The organism is Micromonospora cabrerizensis, assembly GCF_022230955.1.
Taxonomy (GTDB): domain Bacteria; phylum Actinomycetota; class Actinomycetes; order Mycobacteriales; family Micromonosporaceae; genus Micromonospora; species Micromonospora cabrerizensis.
This window is the reverse complement of sequence record NZ_JAKKFI010000089.1, coordinates 38802-62930: the sequence shown is the minus strand read 5'-3', so window position 1 is coordinate 62930 and position 24129 is coordinate 38802. Positions and strand designations below refer to the sequence as shown.

The 24129-nt window shown below is 71.2% G+C and carries 21 protein-coding genes; 13 read left to right on the top strand and 8 right to left on the bottom strand.

Translation table 11 applies throughout. The features are described 5' to 3' along the window. The first annotated feature begins 1 nt into the window (after position 1). From LADH09A_RS23785 to LADH09A_RS23765, 5 genes are all read left to right on the top strand, one after another. The gene (locus LADH09A_RS23785) at positions 2 to 601 is read left to right on the top strand and encodes a copper chaperone PCu(A)C (protein WP_238647683.1); all 600 of its coding nucleotides are present in this window, start codon (positions 2 to 4) and stop codon (positions 599 to 601) included. Then, positions 598 to 1839: a Dyp-type peroxidase gene (locus LADH09A_RS23780; RefSeq protein WP_238647682.1), complete on the top strand. Its 1242-nt coding sequence runs from the start codon at positions 598 to 600 to the stop codon at positions 1837 to 1839. Before LADH09A_RS23785 ends, LADH09A_RS23780 begins: the two co-directional genes overlap by 4 nt. Beyond that, complete coding sequence (locus tag LADH09A_RS23775; RefSeq protein ID WP_372492341.1) at positions 1836 to 2429, top strand: copper resistance CopC family protein; 594 nt, start codon at positions 1836 to 1838, stop codon at positions 2427 to 2429. Before LADH09A_RS23780 ends, LADH09A_RS23775 begins: the two co-directional genes overlap by 4 nt. A gap of 58 nt (positions 2430 to 2487) precedes the next feature. Beyond that, positions 2488 to 4623: a bifunctional copper resistance protein CopD/cytochrome c oxidase assembly protein gene (locus tag LADH09A_RS23770; RefSeq protein WP_238647681.1), complete on the top strand. Its 2136-nt coding sequence runs from the start codon at positions 2488 to 2490 to the stop codon at positions 4621 to 4623. A 149-nt stretch (positions 4624 to 4772) separates the two neighbouring features. Further along, entirely contained in the window at positions 4773 to 6236 is a 1464-nt protein-coding gene (locus tag LADH09A_RS23765) for a PepSY-associated TM helix domain-containing protein (RefSeq protein WP_238647680.1), read from the top strand. A gap of 87 nt (positions 6237 to 6323) precedes the next feature. Here LADH09A_RS23765 and LADH09A_RS23760 read toward each other — a convergent pair whose 3' ends face one another. Together LADH09A_RS23760 and LADH09A_RS23755 are read right to left on the bottom strand one after the other, a co-directional pair. Continuing rightward, the gene (locus LADH09A_RS23760; protein ID WP_238647679.1) at positions 6324 to 7457 is read right to left on the bottom strand and encodes a cupin domain-containing protein; all 1134 of its coding nucleotides are present in this window, start codon (positions 7455 to 7457) and stop codon (positions 6324 to 6326) included. A 13-nt stretch (positions 7458 to 7470) separates the two neighbouring features. Continuing rightward, the gene (locus LADH09A_RS23755; RefSeq protein ID WP_238647678.1) at positions 7471 to 7704 is read right to left on the bottom strand and encodes a hypothetical protein; all 234 of its coding nucleotides are present in this window, start codon (positions 7702 to 7704) and stop codon (positions 7471 to 7473) included. A 351-nt stretch (positions 7705 to 8055) separates the two neighbouring features. Between LADH09A_RS23755 and LADH09A_RS23750 the strand changes: the two genes are divergently transcribed. Together LADH09A_RS23750 and LADH09A_RS23745 are read left to right on the top strand one after the other, a co-directional pair. Next, entirely contained in the window at positions 8056 to 9657 is a 1602-nt protein-coding gene (locus tag LADH09A_RS23750; protein ID WP_238647677.1) for a helix-turn-helix transcriptional regulator, read from the top strand. Beyond that, a complete protein-coding gene (locus tag LADH09A_RS23745; protein ID WP_238647676.1) occupies positions 9657 to 10484 on the top strand; it encodes a GNAT family N-acetyltransferase in 828 nt (275 codons plus the stop codon). Before LADH09A_RS23750 ends, LADH09A_RS23745 begins: the two co-directional genes overlap by 1 nt. A gap of 8 nt (positions 10485 to 10492) precedes the next feature. Here LADH09A_RS23745 and LADH09A_RS23740 read toward each other — a convergent pair whose 3' ends face one another. Then, positions 10493 to 11503, bottom strand: a complete 1011-nt coding sequence (locus LADH09A_RS23740; protein WP_238647675.1) for an aldo/keto reductase — start codon at positions 11501 to 11503, stop codon at positions 10493 to 10495. A 115-nt stretch (positions 11504 to 11618) separates the two neighbouring features. On the opposite strand from LADH09A_RS23740, the gene LADH09A_RS23735 reads away from it, so the two are divergent. Then, positions 11619 to 12227 carry a TetR/AcrR family transcriptional regulator gene (locus tag LADH09A_RS23735; RefSeq protein ID WP_238647674.1) on the top strand — a complete coding sequence of 203 codons (609 nt, stop codon included), beginning with the start codon at positions 11619 to 11621 and terminating at the stop codon, positions 12225 to 12227. A gap of 31 nt (positions 12228 to 12258) precedes the next feature. Here LADH09A_RS23735 and LADH09A_RS23730 read toward each other — a convergent pair whose 3' ends face one another. The 3 genes from LADH09A_RS23730 to LADH09A_RS23720 form a co-directional block, all read right to left on the bottom strand. Continuing rightward, entirely contained in the window at positions 12259 to 12888 is a 630-nt protein-coding gene (locus tag LADH09A_RS23730) for a VOC family protein (RefSeq protein WP_238647673.1), read from the bottom strand. Positions 12889 to 13016: 128 nt separating this feature from the next. Further along, positions 13017 to 13901, bottom strand: coding sequence for a pyridoxal-phosphate dependent enzyme (locus LADH09A_RS23725; protein WP_238647672.1), 885 nt, complete (start codon positions 13899 to 13901; stop codon positions 13017 to 13019). 67 nt (positions 13902 to 13968) lie between these two features. Continuing rightward, a complete protein-coding gene (locus LADH09A_RS23720) occupies positions 13969 to 14499 on the bottom strand; it encodes a hypothetical protein (protein ID WP_238647671.1) in 531 nt (176 codons plus the stop codon). 387 nt (positions 14500 to 14886) lie between these two features. Here LADH09A_RS23720 and LADH09A_RS23715 point away from each other — a divergent pair, with 387 nt between their 5' ends. After that, on the top strand, positions 14887 to 16101 hold the full coding sequence (locus LADH09A_RS23715; protein ID WP_238647670.1) for a hypothetical protein: 1215 nt from the start codon (positions 14887 to 14889) through the stop codon (positions 16099 to 16101). Beyond that, positions 16094 to 16675: a hemerythrin domain-containing protein gene (locus tag LADH09A_RS23710; protein ID WP_238647669.1), complete on the top strand. Its 582-nt coding sequence runs from the start codon at positions 16094 to 16096 to the stop codon at positions 16673 to 16675. Before LADH09A_RS23715 ends, LADH09A_RS23710 begins: the two co-directional genes overlap by 8 nt. Positions 16676 to 16772: 97 nt before the next feature. Here LADH09A_RS23710 and LADH09A_RS23705 read toward each other — a convergent pair whose 3' ends face one another. Together LADH09A_RS23705 and LADH09A_RS23700 are read right to left on the bottom strand one after the other, a co-directional pair. After that, positions 16773 to 17483 (bottom strand): GAF and ANTAR domain-containing protein, encoded by a 711-nt coding sequence (locus tag LADH09A_RS23705; RefSeq protein WP_238647668.1) that lies wholly within the window; start codon positions 17481 to 17483, stop codon positions 16773 to 16775. Between the two features lie 234 nt (positions 17484 to 17717). Next, positions 17718 to 18845: a glycoside hydrolase family 183 protein gene (locus tag LADH09A_RS23700; protein WP_238647667.1), complete on the bottom strand. Its 1128-nt coding sequence runs from the start codon at positions 18843 to 18845 to the stop codon at positions 17718 to 17720. A gap of 233 nt (positions 18846 to 19078) precedes the next feature. Between LADH09A_RS23700 and LADH09A_RS23695 the strand changes: the two genes are divergently transcribed. The 3 genes from LADH09A_RS23695 to LADH09A_RS23680 all read left to right on the top strand — a co-directional run bounded on the left by LADH09A_RS23695 (position 19079) and on the right by LADH09A_RS23680 (position 24129). Then, on the top strand, positions 19079 to 20521 hold the full coding sequence (locus LADH09A_RS23695; RefSeq protein WP_238647666.1) for an FG-GAP repeat domain-containing protein: 1443 nt from the start codon (positions 19079 to 19081) through the stop codon (positions 20519 to 20521). A 19-nt stretch (positions 20522 to 20540) separates the two neighbouring features. Then, positions 20541 to 22595, top strand: a complete 2055-nt coding sequence (locus LADH09A_RS23690) for an N-acetylmuramoyl-L-alanine amidase (RefSeq protein ID WP_238647665.1) — start codon at positions 20541 to 20543, stop codon at positions 22593 to 22595. Positions 22596 to 22674: 79 nt separating this feature from the next. Next, positions 22675 to 24129 (top strand): FG-GAP-like repeat-containing protein, encoded by a 1455-nt coding sequence (locus LADH09A_RS23680; RefSeq protein ID WP_308194675.1) that lies wholly within the window; start codon positions 22675 to 22677, stop codon positions 24127 to 24129.

The window sequence follows — 24129 nt, the reverse complement described above, 5'->3', positions numbered from 1 at the left end:
CATGCGCACCACCAGCCCGCTCGGTCCACGCCGCTCGGCCACCGTCCTCGCCGCCGCCATCCTGGCGCTGGGGGTCGCCGGCTGCGGCTCGTCCGACTCGTCGTCGGCGGCGCAGCCGAGCCCGTCCGCGTCGGCCTCGGCGAACCCGGACGCCGGTGTGATCGGCATTCGTGACCCGTGGGTCAAGGCGGCCGACAAGGGGATGACGGCGGCCTTCGGGACGCTGGTCAACGAGGGCGACAGCGATGTCACGCTGACCAGTGCCACGACCCCGCTGTCGCCGATGGAGCTGCACGAGATGGCCATGAAGGACGGCAAGATGGTCATGCGGCAGAAGCAGGGCGGCATCGTGATCAAGGCCAAGGGCACGCACGCGTTGGAGCCCGGTGGCGATCACCTCATGCTGATGAACCTCACCAAGCCGGTCCAGGCCGGGGACGAGGTGACGTTCACCCTGACCTTCGCCGACGGCAGGACCCAGCAGTTCCGTGCGGTGGCCAAGCCGTTCACCGGCGCGCAGGAGAGCTACGCCCCCGGGCACGGCGAGCCGATGCCCGGCATGAGCGCCACGCCGGGAATGAGCATGAGCCCGGCATCGTGACCGGGACGTCACCCGTCCGGCCGGTGAGCAGGCGTGGCCTGCTCACCGGCGGGGCTCTCGCCGTCGGCGGTGCCGTGGCCGGCGGGGCCACGATCGCCGCGACCCGCGCCGGGCAGTCCGGGCCACCGGCGGCGAGCGCTGCCGACGCGACGCTGGCGGCGACCGTCGGCGGCCTGGTCGAGCCGTTCCACGGCACCCGGCAGGCCGGGGTGGCCACCGAACCGCAGGCGCACGCCGCATTCGTCGCGTTCACCCTGCGGGCCGGCACCGACCGGGCCGCGCTGGGGCGGATGCTGCGGCTGCTCACCGACGACGCGGCCCGGCTCACCCGGGGCCAACCCGCTCTGGCCGACACCGAAGCCGAACTCGGGCTGCTGCCGGCACGGCTGACGGTGACCTTCGGCTTCGGGCCCGGCCTGTACCGGGCCGCCGGTGTCGACGACCGGCGGCCGACCTCGGTCGCCGATCTGCCCTCGTTCCGCGTCGACCGGCTCCAGCCGGCCTGGTCCGGCGGTGACCTGCTGGTGCAGATCTGCGCGGACGACGCGATCACCGTCGCCCACGCCCAACGGGTCCTGATCAAGGACAGCCGGCCCTTCGCCACCGTCCGCTGGGTCCAGCAGGGCTTTCGGCGCAGCCCCGGCGTCGAGCCGGGCGGCCACACCCAACGCAACCTGTTCGGCCAGCTCGACGGCACCGCCAACCCCCGACCCGGCACACCGTTGGACACGGCACTCTGGGTGCCGGACGGCCCGGCGTGGCTGCGCGACAGCACCACAGTGGTGGTGCGGCGCATCAGCATGAACATGGAGACGTGGGACCTGCTCGGCCGCGCCGATCGCGAACTCGCCGTCGGGCGGCGGCTCGACACCGGCGCTCCCCTCACCGGCACCGCCGAGCACGACGAGCCCGACTTCGCCGCCACCGACGCCGACGGGCTCACCGTCATCCCCGACTTCTCGCACCTCACCCGGGCGCACGTCACCGACGACCGGCTCAAGATCCTGCGCCGGCCCTACAACTACGACGGGGCGCCGACGGCGGACGGCCACGCCGACAGCGGGTTGATCTTCGCCTCGTACCAGGCCGACATCGCCCGGCAGTTCCTGCCCATCCAACGCCGGCTGGCCGACCGGGACCTGCTCAACGAATGGACCACGCCGATCGGGTCCGCCGTCTTCGCCATCCCGCCCGGCTGCCCGCCGGACGGGTGGATCGGCCAGCAGGTGCTCGGATGATCCCGCCAACCGGAGACACCGCCATGACCGCACCGTCGTCCCGTCGCACCGCCGCCCGGCTCGGCGCGGCGGTGCTCGCCGTCGTCGTGGCACTGCTCGTCCCGGCGTCGCCGGCCTGGGCGCACAACTCGCTCAAGTCGGCGACGCCGGCCCGGGACGCGACAGTGCCGCTCGCACCGACCGAGGTCACCCTCGAATTCATGCAGCGGCTCGACCCCACCTTCACCACCATCGTGCTCACCGACGCCGCCAGGCGGAAGCTCGCCACCGGCGCCCCGGTGGTCACCGGGGCGAAGAGCACGGTCCAGGTGACCGACACCCTGCCCAACGGGACGTACACCGTCGCCTACCGGGTCGTCTCCGCCGACGGGCACCCGGTCCAGGGGTCGTACCCGTTCACGGTGGCCGACCCCGCGTCCAGTGCCGCGCCGGTCGCCGACGCCGGTACGTCGGCCGCCACCCCGTCCGCCGTCGCCGCGGTGCCGACCGACGGCGGCCCGGGTGCCGGCGTCCTCGTCGCGGGTGCCGCGCTGGCCGCGCTCGTCGTGGTGGCGGCCGGGCTGCTGTGGCGGCGGGCCGCCCGTCGCTGACCCGACCCGCTCTCGCACGGTCGCGTCACCTCAACACTTCACAGGTCAGGGTCACCACGTGTCCGACACACATCACCGGCAGCTCGCCAGCGACGATCCGATCGCGGCGTCCACTGTCACCACCACCCCGGCCGCCACCACCGTGGCGTCCGCCGGTTCGCTCCGGTCCGCGGCCCGCCGGCACAGCTTTGCGGGGTACGGCTGGTTCGTCACGGTCGCCGCGGTCATCTCGGGGGTCGTCCTGCTGGTGCTCGGCCTCCGGGTCGGTGGCGCCCTCACGGCCGCGCTGCCCGGCCTCCCCGACGCGGGACCGTTCACGACCCGGGCGTTGCCGGCGGTCCGGTTGCTCGCCGACGGCCTCGCCACCGTCACCGTCGGTATGCTGGTGACGGCCGCGTTCCTGCTGCCCGGTGACGGCCGCAGCGTCTCGCCGCACGGCTACCTGCTCCTCCGGCGGGCCGGTGTCGCCGCGCTCGGGTGGTCCGTGACGGCCCTGGCCCTGATGGTGCTGACGGTCTCGGACCTGCTCGGGCAACCGCTGGCGACGCTTCGGCCCGCGACGGTCGTCAGCTTCGCCACCACCATCTCGCAGGGGCAGTCGCTCACGGTGCAGGCCGGGCTGGCCCTGGCCGTCGCGGTGCTGTCCCGATCCGGGGTGTCCCGGGGGCTGGCCGCGACCGTCACGATCCTGGCCCTGGTCGCGGTGCTGCCTCCGGCCTTCACCGGCCACTCCGCCGGGGCGGGCAACCACCAGATCGCCGTCACCAGCCTGGCCCTGCACATCCTGGCCGCCGCGGTGTGGGTCGGTGGCCTCGTCGCCCTGCTGATGGTGCGACGCAGCCGACTGTTGGCCGACGCCGCCACCCGCTACAGCCGGCTCGCGCTGGGCTGTTTCGTGGCCGTGTCGGTCAGCGGGCTGGCCAACGCCGCCGTCCGCCTCGGTGCCGTGGACCAGCTGTGGCAGTCCCGCTACGGCTGGCTGGTCCTCGGCAAGCTCGCCGCCCTGCTGATCCTCGGCGCGCTCGGCGCGGCCCACCGCGTCCGTACGCTGCCGGCGTTGCGCGCCGGACGGCGTTGGGCGTTCGGCCGGTTGGCCGCCGGGGAGCTGACCGTGTTCGCCGCCACGGTGGGGCTGGCGGTGGCGCTGTCGCGCAGCCCCACACCCATCCCCGACGACGGCGTCGACGCCGACCCGATCACCGAGCTGCTCGGCTTTCCGATGCCCGCCGCGCCCACGGCGGAACGCCTGCTCGGGCAGCCGGTGCCGGACATGTTCTTCCTGACCCTCTGCGCCCTCGGTGTCGGCGGCTATCTGGCCGGGGTACGACGACTGCGCGCGCGAGGCGACCACTGGCCGGTCACCCGGACGGCGAGTTGGCTGGGCGGGATGCTCCTGCTGGCGGCGGTCACCGACCTCGGCGTCGCCCGCTACGCGTACGTGCTGTTCAGCGCGCACATGGCACAGCACATGGTGTTGTCGATGCTGGTGCCGATCCTGCTGGTCGGCGGCGCGCCGGTCACCCTCGCCCTGCGCGCCCTGCGCCGACCGGCCGACCCCCGGGTGCGCGGCGCCCGGGAGTGGCTGCTGATCGCGGTGCACAGCCGCGTCGCCAGAGTGCTCACGCACCCGCTCGTCGCACTGGGCATCTACACCGCCAGCCTGTTCGGCCTGTACTTCAGTGACCTGCTCGGTGTGCTGATGCGCTCGCACCTCGGTCACCTCGCGATGCTCACCCACTTCGTGGTGGCGGGTTGCCTGCTGTTCTGGGTGCTCATCGGTGTGGACCCGGGCCGCCGGCGCCTCCCCCATCCCCTCCTGGTGATCATTCATCTGGCGTCGATGATGGCGCACGGCTTCTTCGGCCTGGTCCTCATGCAGACGACCACCGTCCTGGCCCCCGACTGGTACACCGCTGTCCACCCCGCCTGGGCGACGTCACTGCTGGCCGACCAGAAGCTCGGCGCGGGCATCGCCTGGGCGTTCGGAGAGCTGCCCGCCGTCGCCGTCATGATCATCCTGATCCGCCAGTGGATTCGTGCCGACCAGCGTGAACAGGGCCGCCTGGACCGGGCCGCCGACCGGGCCGACGCCAGCGGCGAGGAGGACGACCTCGCCCGCTACAACGCGTTCCTCGTCGCGGCCGCCCGCACCGACGGCGACCCGCCCCGCGCGGCCGGGCCCGACCGACCCTGACCTCGGCGGATCGACCTTCGGCATTTCCCGGGAACCGGCGGCGCTGGTCATCCGACTACCAGACAGAGCCGACGCGACACACCACCGGGCGACCAGACCAGTACGGGAACCGCCTTCGGGTGCTTCCCGACTCTTCCGATCGGATCACCATGTCTCTTACCGAGTTGTCCGGCACGCCGACGCCAGAACCCTCCACCACCGAGAAACCGGCCCGGCCGGTCCGGCGAGTGTCGCCGTTCGGCGCGCTGCTGCTGCGGCTGCACTTCTACGCCGGCATCCTCGTCGCCCCGTTCCTGGTGGTCGCCGCGCTGACCGGGCTCGCCTACACCACGACCCCGCAGCTCGACTCGATCCTCTACGGCGACCAGTTGACCGTCGCCCAGGTGGGTGACCGTCAGCTCCCGTTGGCCGAGCAGGTCGGTGCCGCGCGGAACGCGCACCCCGCCGGCAGCATCACCGCCGTGCAGCCCGGCGACGGCGACCGGACCACCAAGGTGGTGTTCTCCCTGCCGGAACTCGGCGAGAACCAGCACACCGTCTACGTCAACCCGTACACGGCCGAGTCCCAGGGGCAGCTCACCACCTGGTTCGGCTCCACACCGGCCACCACCTGGCTGGACGACCTGCACCGCCACCTGCACCTGGGCACGGTGGGCGAGCACTACTCCGAGCTGGCCGCGAGCTGGCTGTGGGTGATGGCGCTGGGCGGGGTCATCCTCTGGTGGCGTCGACGCAGCGTCGCCCGAGCCACCGCCCGGCACCTGCTCGTGCCGGACCTGTCCACGGGCAGGGGCGTCCGCCGTACCCGGGGATGGCACGCCACCACCGGCATCTGGCTCACCGTCGGCCTGCTCTTCCTCTCGGCCACCGGCCTGACCTGGTCCCGCTACGCCGGCGCGAACTTCGCCTCCGGCCTCGACGCGCTCAACGCCCGCACACCGGAGATCTCCACCAGCCTCACCGCGGTCCCGGCCGAGCCGGGCGGCGGTCACCATCACGGTGACGCCGGGGCGGGCGGGACGGTCGAGTCGGCGGCCTTCGACCGGGTCCTGACCGTCGCCCGTGATGCGGGACTCGCCGGGCCGGTCGAGATCATCCCCGCGCAGGAGCCGGGCTCCGCCTGGACCGTCACGCAGATCGACAACACTTGGCCGGTCGCCAAGGACCGCGTCGCCGTCGACCCGGCCGCCAGCACGGTCACCGACCGCAGCGACTTCGCCGACTGGCCCCTGCTGGCCAAACTCAGTGGCCTCGGCATCCAGGCCCACATGGGGCTGCTCTTCGGCCTGGTCAACCAGATCCTGCTGGCCGCGCTCGCCCTCGGGCTGCTCTGCGTCATCGTCTGGGGCTACCGCATGTGGTGGCAACGCCGACCCACCCGCAGCGACCGCCGCGCCTTCGCCGGCACCCTACCGGCCCGTGGCGGCGTGCGTGGCCTGCCGCTCTGGGCACTGCTGATCGGCGTACCGGTGGTCGCGGCGGTGGGCTGGGCGCTGCCGCTGTTCGGGCTCACCCTGCTCGCCTTCCTCGTCATCGACGCCGTCGCCGGCGCGGTGTCCCGACGCCGACGACCTGCCGAGGCGCCCACGTCTCCGGCACCGGCCGGGACCTGATCCGGTGGTCCGGCCGCCCGTGCGACGGGCGGCCGGACGCCGCACCTGACCAGGCCGCCAGGCTCGGAGCGGTCGCGATGACGGTGGTCAGATCACCGTTTGTTTGGTGGTCGGCAGGGCGTCGACCATCGACTTCTGCACGTTGATCGTGTCCGCGATGATCTCGTGGGGCGTGTTGGCCATCCACTGCATCACCGAGATGTCCTCGAAGCGCGGGTGCCGGAACATCTCCAGGAACACCAGCGGTTCGTCACCGGTGTTCTCGATGTAGTGCCCGTAGGCGAAGGGCACGTAGCCCACGTCGCCGGCCTGGAAGTCGAACGTCCGGGCGGCGGCCTGGGACGCGAAGACGCCCATCCGGCCGGTGCCGGAGATGTAGTACTGCCACTCGTCGGTGGTGGGATGCCAGTGCAGCTCGCGCATTCCCCCGGGCTCGACCTCGACGAGGGCCGCGGCGGTGGTCACGGACGCGGCGAAGTTGGTCGAGTCGGTGACCCGGACCGTCCCGCCCTGGAAGCGTTGCGGGGTCTGGGCGGTCATCCGGTGTTTGAAGCTGCGCGGGATGTCGCCGGTGGGGCTGACCACCCGGTCCTGTTGCAGGGGCGGCGGGACGTCGCCCTGGAAGATGTACTTCTCCCGCTCGGGCAGGTTCTCCATCTGTTCCATCGTCCAGCCGAAGTTCTTGGCCAGGACGTGCCGGGGCGTGTGGGCGAAGAAGTCGCTGAGCAGGAAGGTGTTGTTCTCCGAGAAGGCCCCGTCGTCGAAGACGAGCAGGAACTGGGCGCCGTCGGCCAGCGCCTGGATGTTGTGCGGTACGCCCTGCGGAAAGAACCACAGGTCGCCCTCCTTCACGTCCTCGATGAAGTTGCGTCCCTCGTGGTCGACCGCGCTGATCCGGCAACTGCCGCTGAGCATGTACGCCCACTCGGACTGCTGGTGCCAGTGGATCTCGCGGTACCCACCGGGCTCCAGTCCGAACTGGACACCGGCCAGTTGGGTGGCGATCGGCAGGTCGCGGGCGGTGACCTCCCGGGTCCAGCCACCCTTCTCCACCCGGGTGTGCGCCTGGGAGAACGAGAACTTCAGGTTGGGCACCAGCCGGCTGTCGGTCGTCGGCGGCACCACCAGATCGGGGTTCTGCCGCTCGAGTTCGATGTTGCGGCCCGGGATGGGCGGGCCACCCTGGTCGCCGCGGCGCGGCTGGGGATCGCTGTTCGCCATGATCGTTGTCTCCTCATGTCGGTTGGGTCGGCCCGGGCGCGGACACGGATCTGTCTCGCGGGCGCGGCCGGGACGGCAGGCCCAGCAGGGCGCGTACCGCGGGCCATCCGTACTGGACCGCGATCGCGGCGGGAACCGCCACCGCGGTCGCCACCACCACCAGACGGGTCCACGGCGGAGCGTGGCCACCCGCCCCGGTGCTGGCGAACACAATGAGAGCCAGCAGTACGACCCGGAGCCGGTTCACGCCGGGAAGGCTGGTCCGCTCCGGGTTCTCGCCCCGATCGTTGGCTGGCGAGTGGCGGTCGGGCCGACCGGTCGCGCTGCTCGGCAGCCAACGATCAAGGGGAGACGACGTCGTGTGGGCCATGCTTCGATGATCGGGGCCACGCCGGTGCCGTCGCATCACGTGATCGCGCCATTACGTTCCGTCAGATCCGGGACGAACCAGACCTGTGGGAGCCCGAACCACCGGGCGGGGTCCTTTCGCCGCAATCCCGCCGGTTCGTCGATCTGGTCGCCCGCCTCTGCCGCCGTGGATAGGCTCGGTCGCAGGACGGCATTTCGACGCGCCGGGTAACCACCGGGGAGAACGCCATTGTCCGAATCATCCTTCAACGCCGGAGCGATCCCGGCTGACGACATCGCCACCAACACCGAACAGCGACAACGGTGGCTGTTCGCCGAGGCTGATCAGCTCCGGCTCGCCGGGCGCGGTCAGACGGCCCTGCGCACCCTGGCAGTGGAGATCGCAGCGAATGGCCGCGGCGAGCGACACCGCGCCCTGCTGCTCGGCCGCCTGGCCCAGATCGCGGCACTGGAGCCACCGTCGGTCGCCCTCGCGGGCCTACGGGAGTCGCTGAACCAGCGACTGGACGCCCCGAGCCGAGCCACTCTGCTCGCCACCATCGCCACCATCGCAGCCCGCGCCGGACATCCCGACGCCGACGCCCTGCTGCGCGAGGCGGGCACGGCGCACGCCACATCGGGTGACCGGTCATCCGCCCATCACCTCGCCCTCGGCCGGGCCGCCCGCGCGCTGTCGTACGGAGATCTGCCCGGCGCGCACGCCGTCCTGGCGGCCCTGGACCCCGACGCCAGGGCGGCCCGACGGGACGCCACCTCGGTCCGGACCGAAGGAATCCTGGTGCAGCTCGGTCTGGGCCGGCACCAGGACGCCCGGACGGCGACCGGTCAGGCCTTCGGCGACACGACCTCGACCGGTACGCCGCTGAGCGGCACCCTGACCGCCCTGGACTGCCTGCGCATGGTCGCGGTGGGTGAGTTGCCCGAGGCTGCCGCCCTCGCCTCCACCAGGCTCGGATCCGGCTCGGCGGAGCTCAGCCAGGAGACACGTGCCCTGCTGGTCACGGTCATCGCGGAGGTGCACTACCGCCGAGGCGACCACCACGCGGCGCGCGCTGTCCTCCGCACCTGCCTCACCCGGAGACGGTGGCCGGACAGTACCGTGTGGACACCCGCTCTTTGTGTCGCCGTCCGCGATCCCGCCCTCAACGAGCCGGCGAACCTCCTCGACAGGATCGTCGCCGACCTGCACCGGTCGGTGCGCTCACTCCTGCCGGTGCCGCAGTTCGGCCCCCGCCTGGTCCGCGCGGCGGTGACCACTGGCGACACGCAGGCCGCCCGCCGGGTCACCGAACTGGTCGCACTGGTGGCCACCCGGACTCCGGTCCCGCTGTGGCAGGCACTGGCGGACCAGACCAGAGGGCTGCTCGACGGCGACCCCGGCGCCCTGCGGTCGGCGGTCGACGGGCTGCGCACCACCACCGCGTGGCCGGCTCTGGCCGACGCGTTGCTCGACCTCGCCAACAGCCCTCGGCTGCGCCCGGCGCAGGCATGGGATGCCGCGCACGAGGCGGCGGCCCTCTACGCCCGCATCGGCGCGCCGGGCGATCAGGCGACCGCCGACCGACGATGCGCCGAGCTCGCGGCCACCCCGCGCCGTCGGTTGTCGATCGACGAGCCGCCGCGTACGGGCATCGAGGCGCTCACGCCCGCCGAGGAGCGGGTGGCCGAGATGCTTGCCGCCGGTGCCACCAAGAAGGAGGCGGCCGGGCACCTCTTCGTCTCCTTCCACACGGTGGACACCCAGCTCCGGTCCATCTACCACAAGCTGGGTATCCACAACCGGATGCAGCTGGTGCGGGCCTGGGACCGGTACAGGTCGACAATCAGCTGATGACCGAACCAGCCGACCTGACCCCGCTCGCCGAGGGCGTGGAGTGCGAATTCATGTACTCCTACGAGTCGCGGGCGCCCGAGCCCGCGTACACCGATCTCGGGATCGCGACCACGCGCATCGGCGGTGGCGTCGCCCTCGCGATGCGCGACGACCCCTCCGGTGGGTACTGGAGCAAGGCGCTCGGCTTCGGCATCACCGAGCCGTTCACCGCACGGACCCTGGATCGCGTCCTCGACTTCTACCGGGAGCAGGGCGTCGCTCAGGCCGTCCTCCAGCTTGTCCCGTCGGTGCTGCCCGCGGGCTTCGACGAGATCGCCGCGGCACGCGGGCTCGAAGCGGGGAGCACCTGGGTCAAGCTCGCCGCCCGGCCCGGTGACGTGCCTGCGGCCCCGACCCGCCTGCGCCTCGGCCCGGTGCCGACGGCCGAGGCGCAGCGCTGGGCGAACGTGCTGCTCTCCGGCTTCGGTATGCCGGCCGGCGGGCTCACCGACATGCTGGCGGCGACCGTGGGCGAACCGGCCTGGAGACCGTACGCGGCGTGGGACGACGCGGAGCTGGTGGCGGGCGGCAACCTGTTCGTGCACGACGGGAGCGCCTCGCTCAACGCCGCCGCGACGGCACCCGGTCACCGCGGCCTCGGTGCGCAGTCGGCGCTGATCGCCGCCCGCGCCCGAGCCGCGGCCGAGGCCGGATGCCGGTGGCTGTTCGCCGAAACCGGGAAGCCCGCACCGGGTGCGCAGAACCCGTCGCTGAACAACCTGCGCCGGGCGGGGCTGGTGCCGCTCTACGAGCGCCGCAACTGGGTCTGGCGGTCAGCTCCCTGACCTGGCCGTCACTTCTCGCTGTCGAGCAGGTCCATCATCGGCGCGGCGTACCGCTGGCCGGAGGCGGCACCGGCCGGCACCGCGCGCTCGATCTCGTCCACCGTCTCCTGATCCAGCGTCAGGTCGGCTGCGGCCAACGACTCGGCCAGCCGATCCCGCCGGCGCGCGCCGACCAGTGGCACGACCTGCTCGCCCTGCGCGGCCACCCAGGCGATCGCCACCTGGCTCGTGGTGGCCCCCAGCCGCTGCGCGACCCGGCCGAGAGCATCCACGAGGCGCAGGTTGGCGGCCAGGTGCTCGCCCTGGAACCGTGGGCTGTTCGCCCGGAAGTCGGTGCCGGTCAGCTCACGGTCCGCCGACCAGTGCCCGCTGAGCAGACCACGGGACAGCACACCGTAGGCGGTCAGGCCGATGCCCAGCTCGCGCAGCGCCGGCAGGATCGTGGCCTCCGGGCCACGGGACAGCAGCGAGTACTCGATCTGGACGTCACTGATCGGCGCCACCGCGGCGGCCCGACGGATGCTGTCCGCGCTCACCTCGGAGAGCCCGATGTGCCGGATGTAGCCGGCCTGCCGCATGTCGAGCAGCGCGCCCACGGTTTCCTCGACCGGCACCTGCGGGTTCAGCCGCGACGGCCGGTAGATGTCGATGTAGTCGGTGCCCAACCGGCGCAGCGAGTACGCCAGCCGGTCCTTCACCGCCGCCGCCGACACGTCGTACGGTGCCGCCTGGAACCCACCGTCCGGCGTCCGGCGTGCGCCGAACTTCACGCTGACCACCATCTCGTCGCGGCGACGCTCCCGCAGCACCCGGCCGATCAGCATCTCGTTGTGGCCCGAGCCGTAGAAGTCGGCGGTGTCGACCAGGTTCACACCGGCGTCGATCGCCGCGTGCAGGGTGGCGATGCTTTCCGCCTCGTCGGCCGGCCCGTACAGGTCCGACATGCCCATCGCCCCGAGGCCGATGGTCGACACTTCCGGCCCGGAGGCACCCAACCGTCGCCGTCGTAGACCCGTCATGTTCCTCGTCTCCTTCGGTCGTCGTCGCGGTGCGTCCTGCTGCCGGGGCACCAATGTGTACGCTGTGTCCATATAACCAGCACGAAGACACTCTGTCCATATAACCGGAGGACCAGTGGCCCAGCTCACCCCGGACGCCGACCCGCCACCCCGGCGTGGCCGTGGCCGCCGGCCCGCCGACCAGGTACGCGCGGAGATCCTCACGGCCGCCGGCGACCTGCTGCTGGCCGAGGGCATGGCCGGCTTCACGATCGAGAAGGTCGCCGCCCAGGCCGGGGCGAGCCGGATGACGATCTACAAGTGGTGGCCATCCAAGGGGGCACTCGCCCTGGACGGCTACTTCACCGTCGTCGCGCCCACGCTGGCCTTCACCGACACCGCCGACATCGTCGCCGACCTGACCAACCAGCTCGTCGCCTTCGTCCACCTCGTACGCGACACCCCCGCCGGGCGGGTCATAGCCCACCTCATCGCGCAGGCGCAGACCGACCCCGAGCTGGCGGACGCCTATCGGCAGCGCTACTCGGGCCCCCGCCGGGCCCTCGCCGTCGAAGCCATCACCAGAGCCATGGCCCGCGGGCAGCTACGCCCCGACATCGACCCGGAGTCCGTGGTCGACCAACTCTGGGGCGCCTGTTACCACCGGCTCCTCGTCCCCGACCTGCCGCTCACCGAGGCCTTCGCCCGCACCCTGGTCGACAACCTCGTCCGCGGGCTGCGCTGACAGACCGACCGCCGCTCTCGCGTCGCGGGGCTCACTCGGGCGGCGTGGCTCCCGACTGCTCGCTGACCATGTACGCCGCGTACCAGTCGGGCCAGTTCTCGTCGCGCTGGCCGGTGCGTTCCTCGTGCTCGCCGTGGGCGGCCGCCGCGCGTCGCATCGCGCCGGCCAGGTCGGTCGCGGAGCCGAACGACGTCAGCCCACCCTCGATCCGACCCGGAAGCCGGTTGGTGATCTCCTGCATCAGCCAGGTGTTGCCGTCCGGGTCGCGGAACGTGGCACGCGAGACGTAGCTGCGCCGCTCCGGGTCCAGCCCGTCGACCGGGCCGGCCGGGCTGACGTGGAAGACGCCACCGACCTCGACACCGGCCGACACGAGGGCGTTCCGGGTCGCCTCGATGTCGGACACGACCAGGTAGGCCATGGCCGAGCCGGGCGCCGCCGACGTGAGCCCGGTGCCGAACTGCACGGAGCATCCGGAGCCGTGCGGGGTAAACTGGACGATGCCCGGCGGTGTCTGGTCGAGGCGCCACCCGAGGCGTACGTAGAACGCCTTCGCGCGGTCGACGTCCGACACCGGGACGACGATCACTTCGACCTTCATGTCGACGCCCTCGACGCCCGACATGCCGCTCGCTGCGCCCTGAGCACTCTTCGGGCTCATCGCTGCCCCTCCCCGATCACCACGGAACCGCTCGCGCCTCTGCGGGATGCCGCGTTCCCGACATCAGCCGGACGACACCTTCGTGGTCCTGCGCACCTCGAGGAGTCCGCCTGGCCCGAACGAGACAGCTAGACCTGTGGGTGGCCGAAGAGACCCGGAAGCCCGCCGGTGTGCAGAAAGACCACCCTGTCCCCGTGCGGGAAGCTGCCGGCCAGCAGCCCAGCCATCGCCCGGCCGGTGTAGGTGGGATCCAGGAAGACTCCCTCGTCGCGCGCCGTCGTCTCCAACGCCGCTCGCGCGCCGTCGGTCAGCGTGCGGTAGCCCGCGCCCACCTGGGAGCCGTCGATCCGCAGCGCGTCCGGCTCGACCTCGCCGACGAGCAGACCGGCGACGGTCGCCCGCGGGTCGGGCACCGCGCCGACACTCACGCCGATCACCCGCTCGGCGCCGAGTTCGCGGACGAGGCCGGCCATCGTCCCGCCGGAGCCGAGCGCGACCACCACCTCGGCCGCCTCGATGTCCGGCACCTGGGCGCGCAGCTCCCGACCGCAGTCGACGTAACCCTGGGTGGACGCGGGCGAGGTGCCACCGAACGGGATGAGGTACGCCGACCGCGTCTGCGCCTCGTGCGCCACCACCTCGGCGAGCGGACGGTGCCCGCCCCAGACGATCTCGGCGCCCGCAAGCCCGTCGAGCAGCAGGTTGCCCCGCTGGTCGTCCGGGGGCGGGCCGTCGAGCACCAGCACGCAGGCGAGGCCCAGCCGGGCGGCGGCAGCGGCGGTGAGCCGGGCGTGGTTGCTCTGCGGCGCACCGGAGGTGATCACGGTGGTGGCACCGGTGGCGAGCGCCTCGGCGCAGGTGTACTGCAACTTGCGGATCTTGTTGCCGCCCCCGCCGAGGCCGTTGAGGTCGTCGCGCTTGAACCACAGCTCGGCCAGGCCGAGCCGGGCGGCGAGCCGGGGTGCGGCCTCCAGTGGGGTCGGCCAGGTGCCGAGGGAAACCGGGGTGATCATCCGTGCAGCTAATCACCCCGCTGCCCCGCCCGCAGCTCCTCAGCCGACGGAGGGGGTAAGTCAGGCGTCAGCCCCGCGCTGCGGCACGCGGCAGCGGGCCGACGTCCGACTGGCGACCGGGGCGGAGCGCCGCGTGCCGCTGCCCAGGCCCGGCGCCGTCACGGGCGGCGAGCGCATCCGCCACGGCGCCGGTGGTGAACGCGTAGATGGACTTGTGCAGCACGTCGATGGCGAGTTCCGCCCGTGGCCAGGTCAGCGGAGGCGCGCCCACACCGGTGGCGTTCTCCAGGATCTGGTCGTTGGTCAGGCGCACCGCCGTGAACATTCCCGACGCCCAGGTGCCACGCAGGCCGGCCTGGGCCATGACACTCCGCAGCACACCGACCAGTGCGCCCTGCCCGTAGTGCATCGCCAGGTTCTGCCACCGCGGCTGCTGCCCCGGCCGCTCCGGCAGGCCGGTCAGCCGTGCCAGCACCCGGGCCGGCACGTACGAGTCCGGTCGACCTGTCAGACGTTGCTCGACCTTCTCGGCGGCCGTCATCACCGCCGCGCCCACCAGACCCGCCGCCAGTCCCTGCCACACCGCTCTCTTCAGCATGGTGGACGCCCTACCCAGTGCGCGGGCACTCACACCCGCACCCAGCCCGCCGGATCCCGATCCCGGAGGACGGCGTGGTTTGTGCCCGCGCGCCCCGGGTAGCGTGAATTTCGGGTCAAGACACGCGCCCTTCGATGGTCAACCCTGCCTCGTCCCCACACGCGGCGGGTGGGCACCCTCGTCGATGGCGGAGGCACCGTGTGACGGACCGAATTCCTCTTCCGCAGCCACCACCGCACGGCCGTGTCGTCGGCGCGGCCGTGGTGATGCGGCACCGCGCCTGCCTGCCCGTCCGTCGCCGCTCGACCTCGGCCCGACCTTGAGGCAAAAAGCCGTTAGTTGAGGCAATTGTCGGGTACGTCCCCCCTCCCCCGATGAAGGAGAGAGATGTTCAATCCCCTGGACCACAAAGGAGTCCCACTCGACGGCCAGATTCGCAACTGGCGTGAACTGAACGTCGAGCCGATCGACCCGGAGGCGGTAGACCCGTACACCCGGTGTCGGATCATCACGATGAACGGCATCGAGGTCGAGGCGATCAACTTCCAGCACCAGTTCGCCCGAAACTGCCCCGACCAGGAGGTCCGCCGGCAGCTCGCCTACGTCCGGTACGTGGAGAGCCAGCAGCAGCGGGTGGTCAACTGGCTGCTTCCCGGCGTCGCCAGCGTGCTGGAGACGACACTCGGCTACGAACAGGTGGCCGTCGACCTGACCGCCTGGGTGGCCCGACACGAGCCCGACCCCTACCTGAAGCAGGCGTACGAGTTCGGTGTGCTGGAGGATTTCGACCACCTGTACCGCTACGCCAACCTCTACGAGATGGTCGAACGGCGCAAGGCGGAGAAGATCGTCAACGGTCTCACCGAGGTCATGCCGGGTCGGCCGACCACTCAGGAGCACCGGCACCCCTTCGACGAGGTTCGCACCCCGTACGACCGCAACTCGGTGGACCCGCGCTCGAAGCTGCACGCGCTGACGATCCTCTCGGCCGAGCAGCAGGTGATGTTCTACTACATGAACGTCGGCCCGCAGTACATGGAACCGATCGCGCGCCAGCTCTACCAGGAGATCAGCCTGATCGAGCAGGAGCACGTCACCCACTACGAGTCCCTGCTGGACCCGGGCGAGAACTGGTGGGAGCGGCTGCTCACCCACGAGTACAACGAGTGCTGGCTCTACTACTCCTTCCTGCAACAGGAGAGCGACCCCCGGATCAAGGCGGTCTGGGAGCTGCACCTGCAGATGGAGCTGGCTCACCTCCAGCAGGCCGCCGACCTGTTGCGCCAGCACGACGGCCGGGAACCCGAGGAGATCGTCGGCACGGCCGGGTTGCCGGAACCGCTGACCTTCGAGCCCAACAAGGACTACCTGCGCCACCTCCTGGCCACCCAGATGGATGTCACCAAGCTCGGCGAGGGCTACGTCCGTGAGGCCCACGAACGTTTCGAGTGGATGCAGGAGCAACTGCACGACGGCCAGAAGCCGCCGAGCGAACAGGTCATCGACATGCACCGGGAACGCTTCGGCGACGAGTACCGCATCGAGACCGAGGGGCCGCACCCGGTCGACACGCTGCGCGCCCAGGGAGGCAGCCATGCCTGACACCGACGCCCCGACCACGCCCGGGCCCGAGGAGGACGTCGTCGACCTGCTGCTCGCGCAGCACGCCCAGATCGAGCAGCTCTTCTTGCTGGTCATCGGCAGCACCGGCGACACCCGGCGCGACGCCTTCGACGACCTGGTCAAGCTCCTCGCCGCGCACGAGACCGCCGAGGAGGAGGTCGTCCACCCGCTCGCCCGGACGCTGCCCGGCGGGGGTGGTGACGCGATGGTCGACGAGCGGCTCGACGAGGAGCGGCAGGCGAAGGAGACACTGCAGACCCTGATCGCCGGCGGCGTGGACGCCGACGGCTTCGACACGGGCATCATCCTGCTGCGCGACGCCGTGCTCCTGCACGCCCGTCACGAGGAACGCTACGAGTTCCCCCACCTTCGCCAACGCGTACCCGCCGACCGGTTGCGCAGCCTCGCCACCGCCGTCCGGGCCGCGGAGGCCACCGCGCCGACACGCCCACACCCCAGCGCCCAGTCCGCGAAGGGCAACCTGGCCGCCGGCCCCGCGCTGGCGGTCATCGACCGGGTACGCGACGCGATCCGCAAGCCCTCGGAGAGCTGACCGGGATCAGCCGGGCCGGGGTCTGATCCACCGGCGAAAGGGCCGCCCGCATCGTGCGGGCGGCCCTTTCGGGCGCAGCGTGACGTCGGGGCGACACTCACTTCCGAGGCTTCACCGCCTGGGCGACGAGGGCCTCCGCGACCTCGCGCACCTTCCGGTTGGTGTCCTGAGAGATCTTCGACAGCAGCGAGAACGCCTCCTCCGACGAGCACCGCCGGTCCCCCATGATGATTCCTTTGGCCTGCTCGATCACCGCCCGGCTGCGCATCGCCTCCTGCATCTGCGCTGCCAGGGTGGCGGCGTTCTCATACAGGTGCGCGTTGGCCAGGGCCACGGCCGCGTACGCGGCGAAGCCCTCCGCGTTGGCGATCGAGGACGAGTCGAAGGCGTTCGCCGAGTCGCTGTAGATGTTGAGCGCACCGACCACCGACCCCTGGATGGGGAGCCCGATCGAGAGCGAGCTCTGCACCCCGGCGGCGCGAGCCCTCGCCGCCCAAGCCGGCCAGCGATCTTCGGTGGTCATGTCCGGCACCGAGATGGTGTCACCGCTGGCGGACGCGTCCAGGCAGGGGCCGCGGTGCTCCTCGTACTGCCACTCGTCCAACTTACGGGCCAACTCGCCGGTGAAGGCCCCGGTCGAACCGACCTGACCCCGCACCAGGGTGACCGTCACCTCCCTGGTCCCGGGAATGCTCCGATTGGCGAGGTCGGCGATCCGGCCGAGCATGTCGTCGAGGCTGATCTCGTCGAGTCTGACCCGGCTCAGCTCGGCCAACGCCTCAGCGGGTTTCATCGTCTGCTGCGTCATCGCAGTACGCCCTCCTCGATCGGCATCCAGCGGAATGTGACATCCCGGCATGGCCGGGACCCCGTCAGATGCCCGGCAGCTCCGCTCCCGGGGCGGTCGCCGTCAACCCTGGTCCTACCCCCTGGATCACCCACTCACACCCCGCCCAGGACCGGGCGCCCCGCGTTCGGCCGATCAGCTCCGGCAGGTCGGGGACGCGGTGCGGGGCCAGCACGGCGGGCGGCCGGCGGCCCGTCAGACCGAGCCGGTGAACTGGCTGACGTGGTAGGCGGTGCTGCGGCCGTCCGGCGTACGCGTCCACTTCGAGACCATCAGGTGGAGATCGTCGGCGTTGCGGCTCGACCAGGGATGGATGAACCCACCGTAGAGGGCCGGCTCCTGCCAGCTCGTCACCTGGATCTTCTCCGCCGTCCATGCCCGGTCGGGTCCGGACGCGGTCCGGGTGACCAGGCACCCGTTCTGACAGTTCAGGTATGACATCACCCAGGTCCCGTCGGCCAGGCGGCGCACCGACGGTTCGCCGAAGCGGCCGCTGAGGATGGGCGTGCAGGGCCGACCCCAGCCCCAGTTCGTGCCATTCCAGCCCCAGCCCTCGTACGACTCGGGGTAGAAGAGCCGGTCCCAGCGGACGCGGCGCAGCATCATCGGGCCGTCCTGCCGCCCGGAGCGCACCGAGAACACGTAGACGTAATCGCCGTCGCGCTGCATGGTCCACATCTGGAACGGGTCCCTGTTGTCCGGGCTGTTCCACCACTTGAGCGGCGTACGGACGAAGTCGTTGCCGTTGTCGGAGAACGCCAGCCCCGCGTAGCGGGACTTCCACTGCGGCCCGGCCGGGCCGGCGGAGTTCCAGTTCTCGATGCTCATGTAGGAGATGACCTGCCGGCCGGTCTCCGGGAAGCTGATGCCGTCGTTGGGGATGACGGTGACCTCCGGCAGGCCGTCGATGCCGATGCCGTGGTGGCCGTTGTGCATCAGCTCGGGCGCGCGGCCATTGCCGGCCACCCGCGCCGCGCTGTCGAACACCACTCCACCCGGCGCGGCGGGGTGGACGGCGGAACGCAGCATCACCGGCGACCGCCAGTCGTTCGGCACCGGCGGCCCCTCGGGCCACGGCGTGTCGAAGGTGTCGCCGAAGAGGTAACCGATCGAGCCGTTCTCCAACACGTACGGGATGCCCAGATCGGTGCCGGCCACCCGCCAGCGGCTGGCGGTGTCGAGGTCCGCGCCGGTCAACCGCTTCTTCCACACCGCGGCCTGGGCCGGCGCGGCCGTCGTCAGGACGGTGCCGACGGCACCGAGCGCGCCGACCGCGCCTATCGCGGCGGCGCGGCCGAGCAGCGAGCGACGACGCATACCCATGGTTGTCCCTTCCGGTCGGATCGATGCCACCGACACCGGTTGCGGGCGAGTAAAACCCGCGAGGTTCGTCGATGTCAATACCTGCCCGCCCTGAGCCAAGCAATGAAAAGATTCTTCACCGCGCATTGACACCTGTCACCGCCCTGATGACACTCTCAGCATTGCGATTCCGGTGTCCGAGGCGGTTTCGCGACGGCCATCAGGATGACCGTTCGACCCCTGGGAGGAGCAGCGTGAGACGTAATCTCCTGGCCCTGTTGGTCGCCCTCGGCACCGCCGCGGCGGCGGTCACGGCGGCGCCCGCGCAGGCCGACCCGGTCGGCACCCTGGCCTGCCCCTCCATCCCGGCCAACCGCGACCCGGCCGTGACCCTGGTCGTCTACCGGGTCGCCCGCGCCCACAACGCCAACGACAAGGTGCTGCTCTCCGCCTTCGAGGCGGGCTGGGTCGAGTCGCACATGAACAACCTGCCGTGTGGCGACAAGTCGTCGCTCGGGGTCTTCCAGCAGCGCTGGGACTACGGCTGGGGCACTCCGGAACAGATCATGGACCCGGTCTACGCCAGCACCCAGTACGTCACCCGGGCGATCGTCTGCGACCGCAACAACCCGGGGTACAGCGCGGGTCAGGTCGCCCAGTGCGTCCAACGGTCGGGCTTTCCCGACCGGTACGACCAGGTGGCCGCCACCGCGCGGGCCCAGCTCAACGAGGCGGCCCGTACCCACGCCATCGCCGGCGGGTCCGCCACCGACGTCACCGGCGACGGCCGCGACGACGTCGTCGGCTTCACCCAGAACGCCCTCGCCGACGTCTACGTGGCCACCTCCACCGGCAGCGCCTTCGCCGGCACCTCGGTGAAGTGGAACGACTTCTTCTCCGTCGGCGGCGAGACCGCCTCCACCGGGGACGTCAACGGCGACGGACGCGACGACATCGTCACCTTCGCGCACAGCAACACCGGCGACGTGTACGTCGCGCTGTCCACCGGCACCGCGTTCGGCGGCGGGATGAAGTGGCACGACTGGTTCGCACCGGGCGCGGAGATCGGCGCGGTCGGCGACGTCGACGGCGACGGGCGCGACGACCTCGTCGCGTTCACGCACAACGCCGCCGGGGACGTCTACGTCGCGCTGTCGACCGGCACCGGCTTCGGCCCCGGCCTCAAGTGGCACGAGTACTTCAGCCCGTTCGGCGAGTTCCCCGCCCTCGGCGACGTTGACGGCGACGGCCGCGACGACCTCGTCACCTTCACCCAGGGCCCCGCCACCGCCAGCGATGTCATCGTCGCCCTGTCCAACGGCAGCTCGTTCGGCGCAGCTCAGAAGTGGCACGACCTGTTCGCCGTCGGTGCCGAACAACCCCGCGTCGGTGACATCAACGGCGACGGCCGCGACGACATCGTCACCTTCACCTGCAACGCCGACGCCGACGTCTACGCCGCCACCTCCACCGGCACCGGCTTCGCCGGGACCACCGTCAAGTGGAACGACTACTTCTGCCTCGCCGGTGAGTTCCCCTACCTCGCCGACGCCAACGGCGACGGCCGCGACGACATCGTCGTCTTCACCAAGGGCAGCACCAACGACATCCACGTCAGCCTCTCCACCGGCACCGGCTTCCTCGGCGCCACCAAATGGCACGACTTCTTCGGCCTCAACGGCGAGACGACGCTGTGACCCGCGGATTGGAGATCCCATGCGGCTGACCAGGCGCAGGTGCGCCCTCGTTCTGGTGGCGGTGCTCGCCGGCCAGGTGGCGACCGCGCCGGCCGACGCGGCCCCGCCCGTGCCACCCGGCACGCTCGCTGCGGACTTCGCCCGGGCCGCCACCGAGTTCGACGTGCCCCGGGACCTGCTGGTCGCCGTGGGCTACGGCGAGTCCCGACTGGACGGGCACAGCGGCCTGCCCAGCCAGGCCAACGGGTTCGGCGTCATGCACCTCGTCAGCAACCCCACCCAGCACAGCCTCGAACGGGCGGCCACGCTCACCGGCGAGCCGGTCGACCGGCTGCGCTCGGTCACCTCGGTCAACATCCGCGGCGGTGCCGCGGTGCTGCGTGACCTGGCCGACCGCGAGGGACTGACCGCTGCTGCGCGCGACCGGCTCTCCGCCTGGTACCCGGTGGTTGCGGGCTACAGCGCTGCGGCCGACGGCTCGACGGCCCGGCTCTACGCCGACCACGTCTACGACCTGCTGCGGACCGGCATCGCGACCGCCGCCGTGCGGGTCGCCGCGCAGCCGGTGCGCCCCGACCTCGGCCGGTACGCGTCGATCAGCCCGGCCGGCGTCGGCCCGCACGCCGCCGCGGCGGCGCTGCCGGAGTACGGTCCGGCCCGCTGGATCTCCGCCTACGGCGGCAACTACCAGGCCGGCCGGTCGTCACGGATCACCACGGTCGTGGTGCACGTGACCCAGGGGTCGTACGCCGGCACGGTGAGCTGGTTCCAGAACCCGTCGGCGGGCGTGAGCGCGCACTACGTGGTGAAGTCGAGCAACGGTGAGATCACCCAGATGGTGCGTGAGGGCGACACGGCCTACCACGCACGCTCAGCGAACCCGTACGCCGTGGGCATCGAGCACGAGGGGTTCGTGGACAACCCGGCCTGGTTCACCGACGCCATGTACCGGTCGTCGGCCGCGCTGACCCGCTATCTCTGCGACAAGTACGGGTTGCCGAAGACCCGCGCGGCCATCAGGGGACACAACGAGATGCCCGGCAACGACCACACCGACCCGGGCCCCAACTGGAACTGGAACTACTACATCTCCCTGGTCAACGCGGGCGGTGGGTCGGGAGGCCGCTATCTGGCCGGGTCACCGACGGACTTCACCGGTGACGGTCGCGACGACGTCGTGAGCTTCACGCAGGGCAGCCTCAACGACGTCTACGTGGCCACCTCCACCGGCACCGCGTTCGCCGGTACGTCCGTCAAGTGGAACGACTTCTTCGGCCTCAACGGGGAGACCCTGCTCAGTGGCGACGTCAACGGCGACGGCAGGGACGACGTCGTCGCGTTCACCCACGGCACCCTTGCCGACGTGTACGTGGCCCTCTCTACCGGCACCAGCTTCGGCGGTGGCCTGAAGTGGCATGACTGGTTCGCGCCGGGCGCGGAGGTCGGCGCGGTCGGCGACGTCAACGGCGACGGGCGCGACGACATCATCGCGTTCACCCACGACACGAACGCCGACGTGTACGTGGCGCTCTCCACCGGCACCGGCTTCGGCCCCGGCCTCAAATGGCACGAGTACTTCTCCATCCCCGGCGAGTTTCCCGCCCTCGGTGATGTCAACGGCGACGGACGCGACGACATCATCACCTTCACCCAGGGGCCGCTCACGGCGAGCGACGTGATCGTCTCCCTCTCCGCGGGAAGCGGATTTGGCGCGCCCCAGACGTGGCACGACCTGTTCGCCGTCGGCACCGAACAACCCCGCGTCGGTGACATCAACGGCGACGGCCGCGACGACATCGTCACCTTCACCTGCAACGCCGACGCCGACGTCTACGCCGCCACCTCCACCGGCACCGGCTTCGCCGGGACCACCGTCAAGTGGAACGACTACTTCTGCCTCGCCGGTGAGTTCCCCTACCTCGCCGACGCCAACGGCGACGGCCGCGACGACATCGTCGTCTTCACCAAGGGCAGCACCAACGACATCCACGTCAGCCTCTCCACCGGCACCGGCTTCCTCGGCGCCACCAAATGGCACGACTTCTTCGGCCTCAACGGCGAAACCACCCTCTGAGTACGACAGGAGTCCCGCCATGTCCCGGCCGTCGCGTACCCCGGTTCTCCGCGCCCTGGTCGCGCTCCTCACCCTGGCCATGGCGGTCCTGACCGCGGTGGTGGTGTCACCCTCGCCGGCGATGGCCGCCCCGAACTTCAAAGCGCCGTTCCCGTGCGGGCAACGCTGGACCTACGACCACCACAGCGCGGAGGTGCGGCAGGCGTTGGACTTCGTGCGCGCCGACGGCGGCGCCACCGGAGGCACCCCCCAGGTGGCGTCCGCAGCGGGTGTGGCCCGGCACTACTCCCAACCCAGCGGGGCCGGCAACTACATCGTCGTCGACCACGGTGGGGGCTGGACGACCTACTACTTCCATCTCAGCGCCTACTCGGTCACCAATGGCGCGTACGTGCAGCAGGGACAGCAGATCGGCATCACCGGCAGCACCGGCAACTCCTCCGGGCCGCACGTCCACTACGAGCAGCTCTACAACGGAGTCGGACAGACGATCGTCATCAACGGCGTCTCGCTTGCTCCCTACCCTGCCCAGTACCACCAGAAGTACCTGGTCAGTGACAACTGCGGCGTCTCGTCGGGCGGCCGCTACCTGGCCGGGTCACCGACGGACTTCACCGGCGACGGACGCGACGACATCGTGGCCTTCACCCGCGGCTCGCTCAACGACGTGTACGTGTCGGCGTCCACCGGCTCCTCGTTCGCCGGGACGTCGGTGAAGTGGAACGACTTCTTCGGGCTCGACGACGAGACGCTGCTGTCCGGGGACTTCAACGGCGACGGGCGTGACGACATCGTGGCGTTCACCCACGGCTCGCTCGCCGACGTGTACGTGGCACCGTCGAACGGGTCGTCGTTCGCCGGCGCCACCAAATGGCACGACTGGTTCGCGCCGAACGCCGAGGTCGCCGCGGTCGGGGACGTCAACGGCGACGGACGCGACGACATCGTCGCCTTCACCCACGACACGTCCGGGGACGTGTACGTCGCGCTCTCCACCGGCACCGGGTTCGGCCCCGGCCTGAAATGGCACGAGTACTTCTCCATCGCCGGCGAGTATCCGGCTCTCGGCGACGTCAACGGCGACGGCCGCGACGACATCATCACCTTCACCCAGGGGCCGGTCGCGGCGTCGGACGTCATCGTCGCCCTGTCCAGCGGAACCGCGTTCGGGGCGGCACAGACCTGGCACGACGTGTTCGCGGTCGGCACCGAACTGCCGCGCGTCGGGGACATCAACGGCGACGGCCGCGACGACATCGTCACGTTCACCTGCAACGCGGATGCCGACGTCTACGCGGCCGTCTCCACCGGCACCTCGTTCGTCGGCACCACCGTCAAGTGGAACGACTTCTTCTGCCTGCCCGGCGAGTTCCCCTACCTGGGCGACTACAACGGCGACGGCAGGGACGACGTCATCGCGTTCACCAGGGGCAGCCTCAACGACGTCTACGTCGGCCTCTCCACCGGCACCGGCTTCCTCGGTGGCGCGAAGTGGCACGACTTCTTCGGCCTGCCCAACGAGACCACCTTCTGA

Bases quoted from the DNA above. Each gene is read 5' to 3' on its own strand.
- LADH09A_RS23775 (WP_372492341.1), top strand. From the start codon at position 1,836: ATGATCCCGCCAACCGGAGACACCGCCATGACCGCACCGTCGTCCCGT.
- LADH09A_RS23760 (WP_238647679.1), bottom strand. From the start codon at position 7,457: ATGGCGAACAGCGATCCCCAGCCGCGCCGCGGCGACCAGGGTGGCCCG.
- LADH09A_RS23700 (WP_238647667.1), bottom strand. From the start codon at position 18,845: ATGGGTATGCGTCGTCGCTCGCTGCTCGGCCGCGCCGCCGCGATAGGC.
- LADH09A_RS23730 (WP_238647673.1), bottom strand. From the start codon at position 12,888: ATGAGCCCGAAGAGTGCTCAGGGCGCAGCGAGCGGCATGTCGGGCGTC.
- LADH09A_RS23765 (WP_238647680.1), top strand. From the start codon at position 4,773: ATGTCTCTTACCGAGTTGTCCGGCACGCCGACGCCAGAACCCTCCACC.
- LADH09A_RS23715 (WP_238647670.1), top strand. From the start codon at position 14,887: ATGTTCAATCCCCTGGACCACAAAGGAGTCCCACTCGACGGCCAGATT.
- LADH09A_RS23745 (WP_238647676.1), top strand. From the start codon at position 9,657: ATGACCGAACCAGCCGACCTGACCCCGCTCGCCGAGGGCGTGGAGTGC.
- LADH09A_RS23740 (WP_238647675.1), bottom strand. From the start codon at position 11,503: ATGACGGGTCTACGACGGCGACGGTTGGGTGCCTCCGGGCCGGAAGTG.
- LADH09A_RS23725 (WP_238647672.1), bottom strand. From the start codon at position 13,901: ATGATCACCCCGGTTTCCCTCGGCACCTGGCCGACCCCACTGGAGGCC.
- LADH09A_RS23690 (WP_238647665.1), top strand. From the start codon at position 20,541: ATGCGGCTGACCAGGCGCAGGTGCGCCCTCGTTCTGGTGGCGGTGCTC.
- LADH09A_RS23705 (WP_238647668.1), bottom strand. From the start codon at position 17,483: ATGACGCAGCAGACGATGAAACCCGCTGAGGCGTTGGCCGAGCTGAGC.
- LADH09A_RS23680 (WP_308194675.1), top strand. From the start codon at position 22,675: ATGGCGGTCCTGACCGCGGTGGTGGTGTCACCCTCGCCGGCGATGGCC.
- LADH09A_RS23785 (WP_238647683.1), top strand. From the start codon at position 2: ATGCGCACCACCAGCCCGCTCGGTCCACGCCGCTCGGCCACCGTCCTC.
- LADH09A_RS23720 (WP_238647671.1), bottom strand. From the start codon at position 14,499: ATGCTGAAGAGAGCGGTGTGGCAGGGACTGGCGGCGGGTCTGGTGGGC.
- LADH09A_RS23710 (WP_238647669.1), top strand. From the start codon at position 16,094: ATGCCTGACACCGACGCCCCGACCACGCCCGGGCCCGAGGAGGACGTC.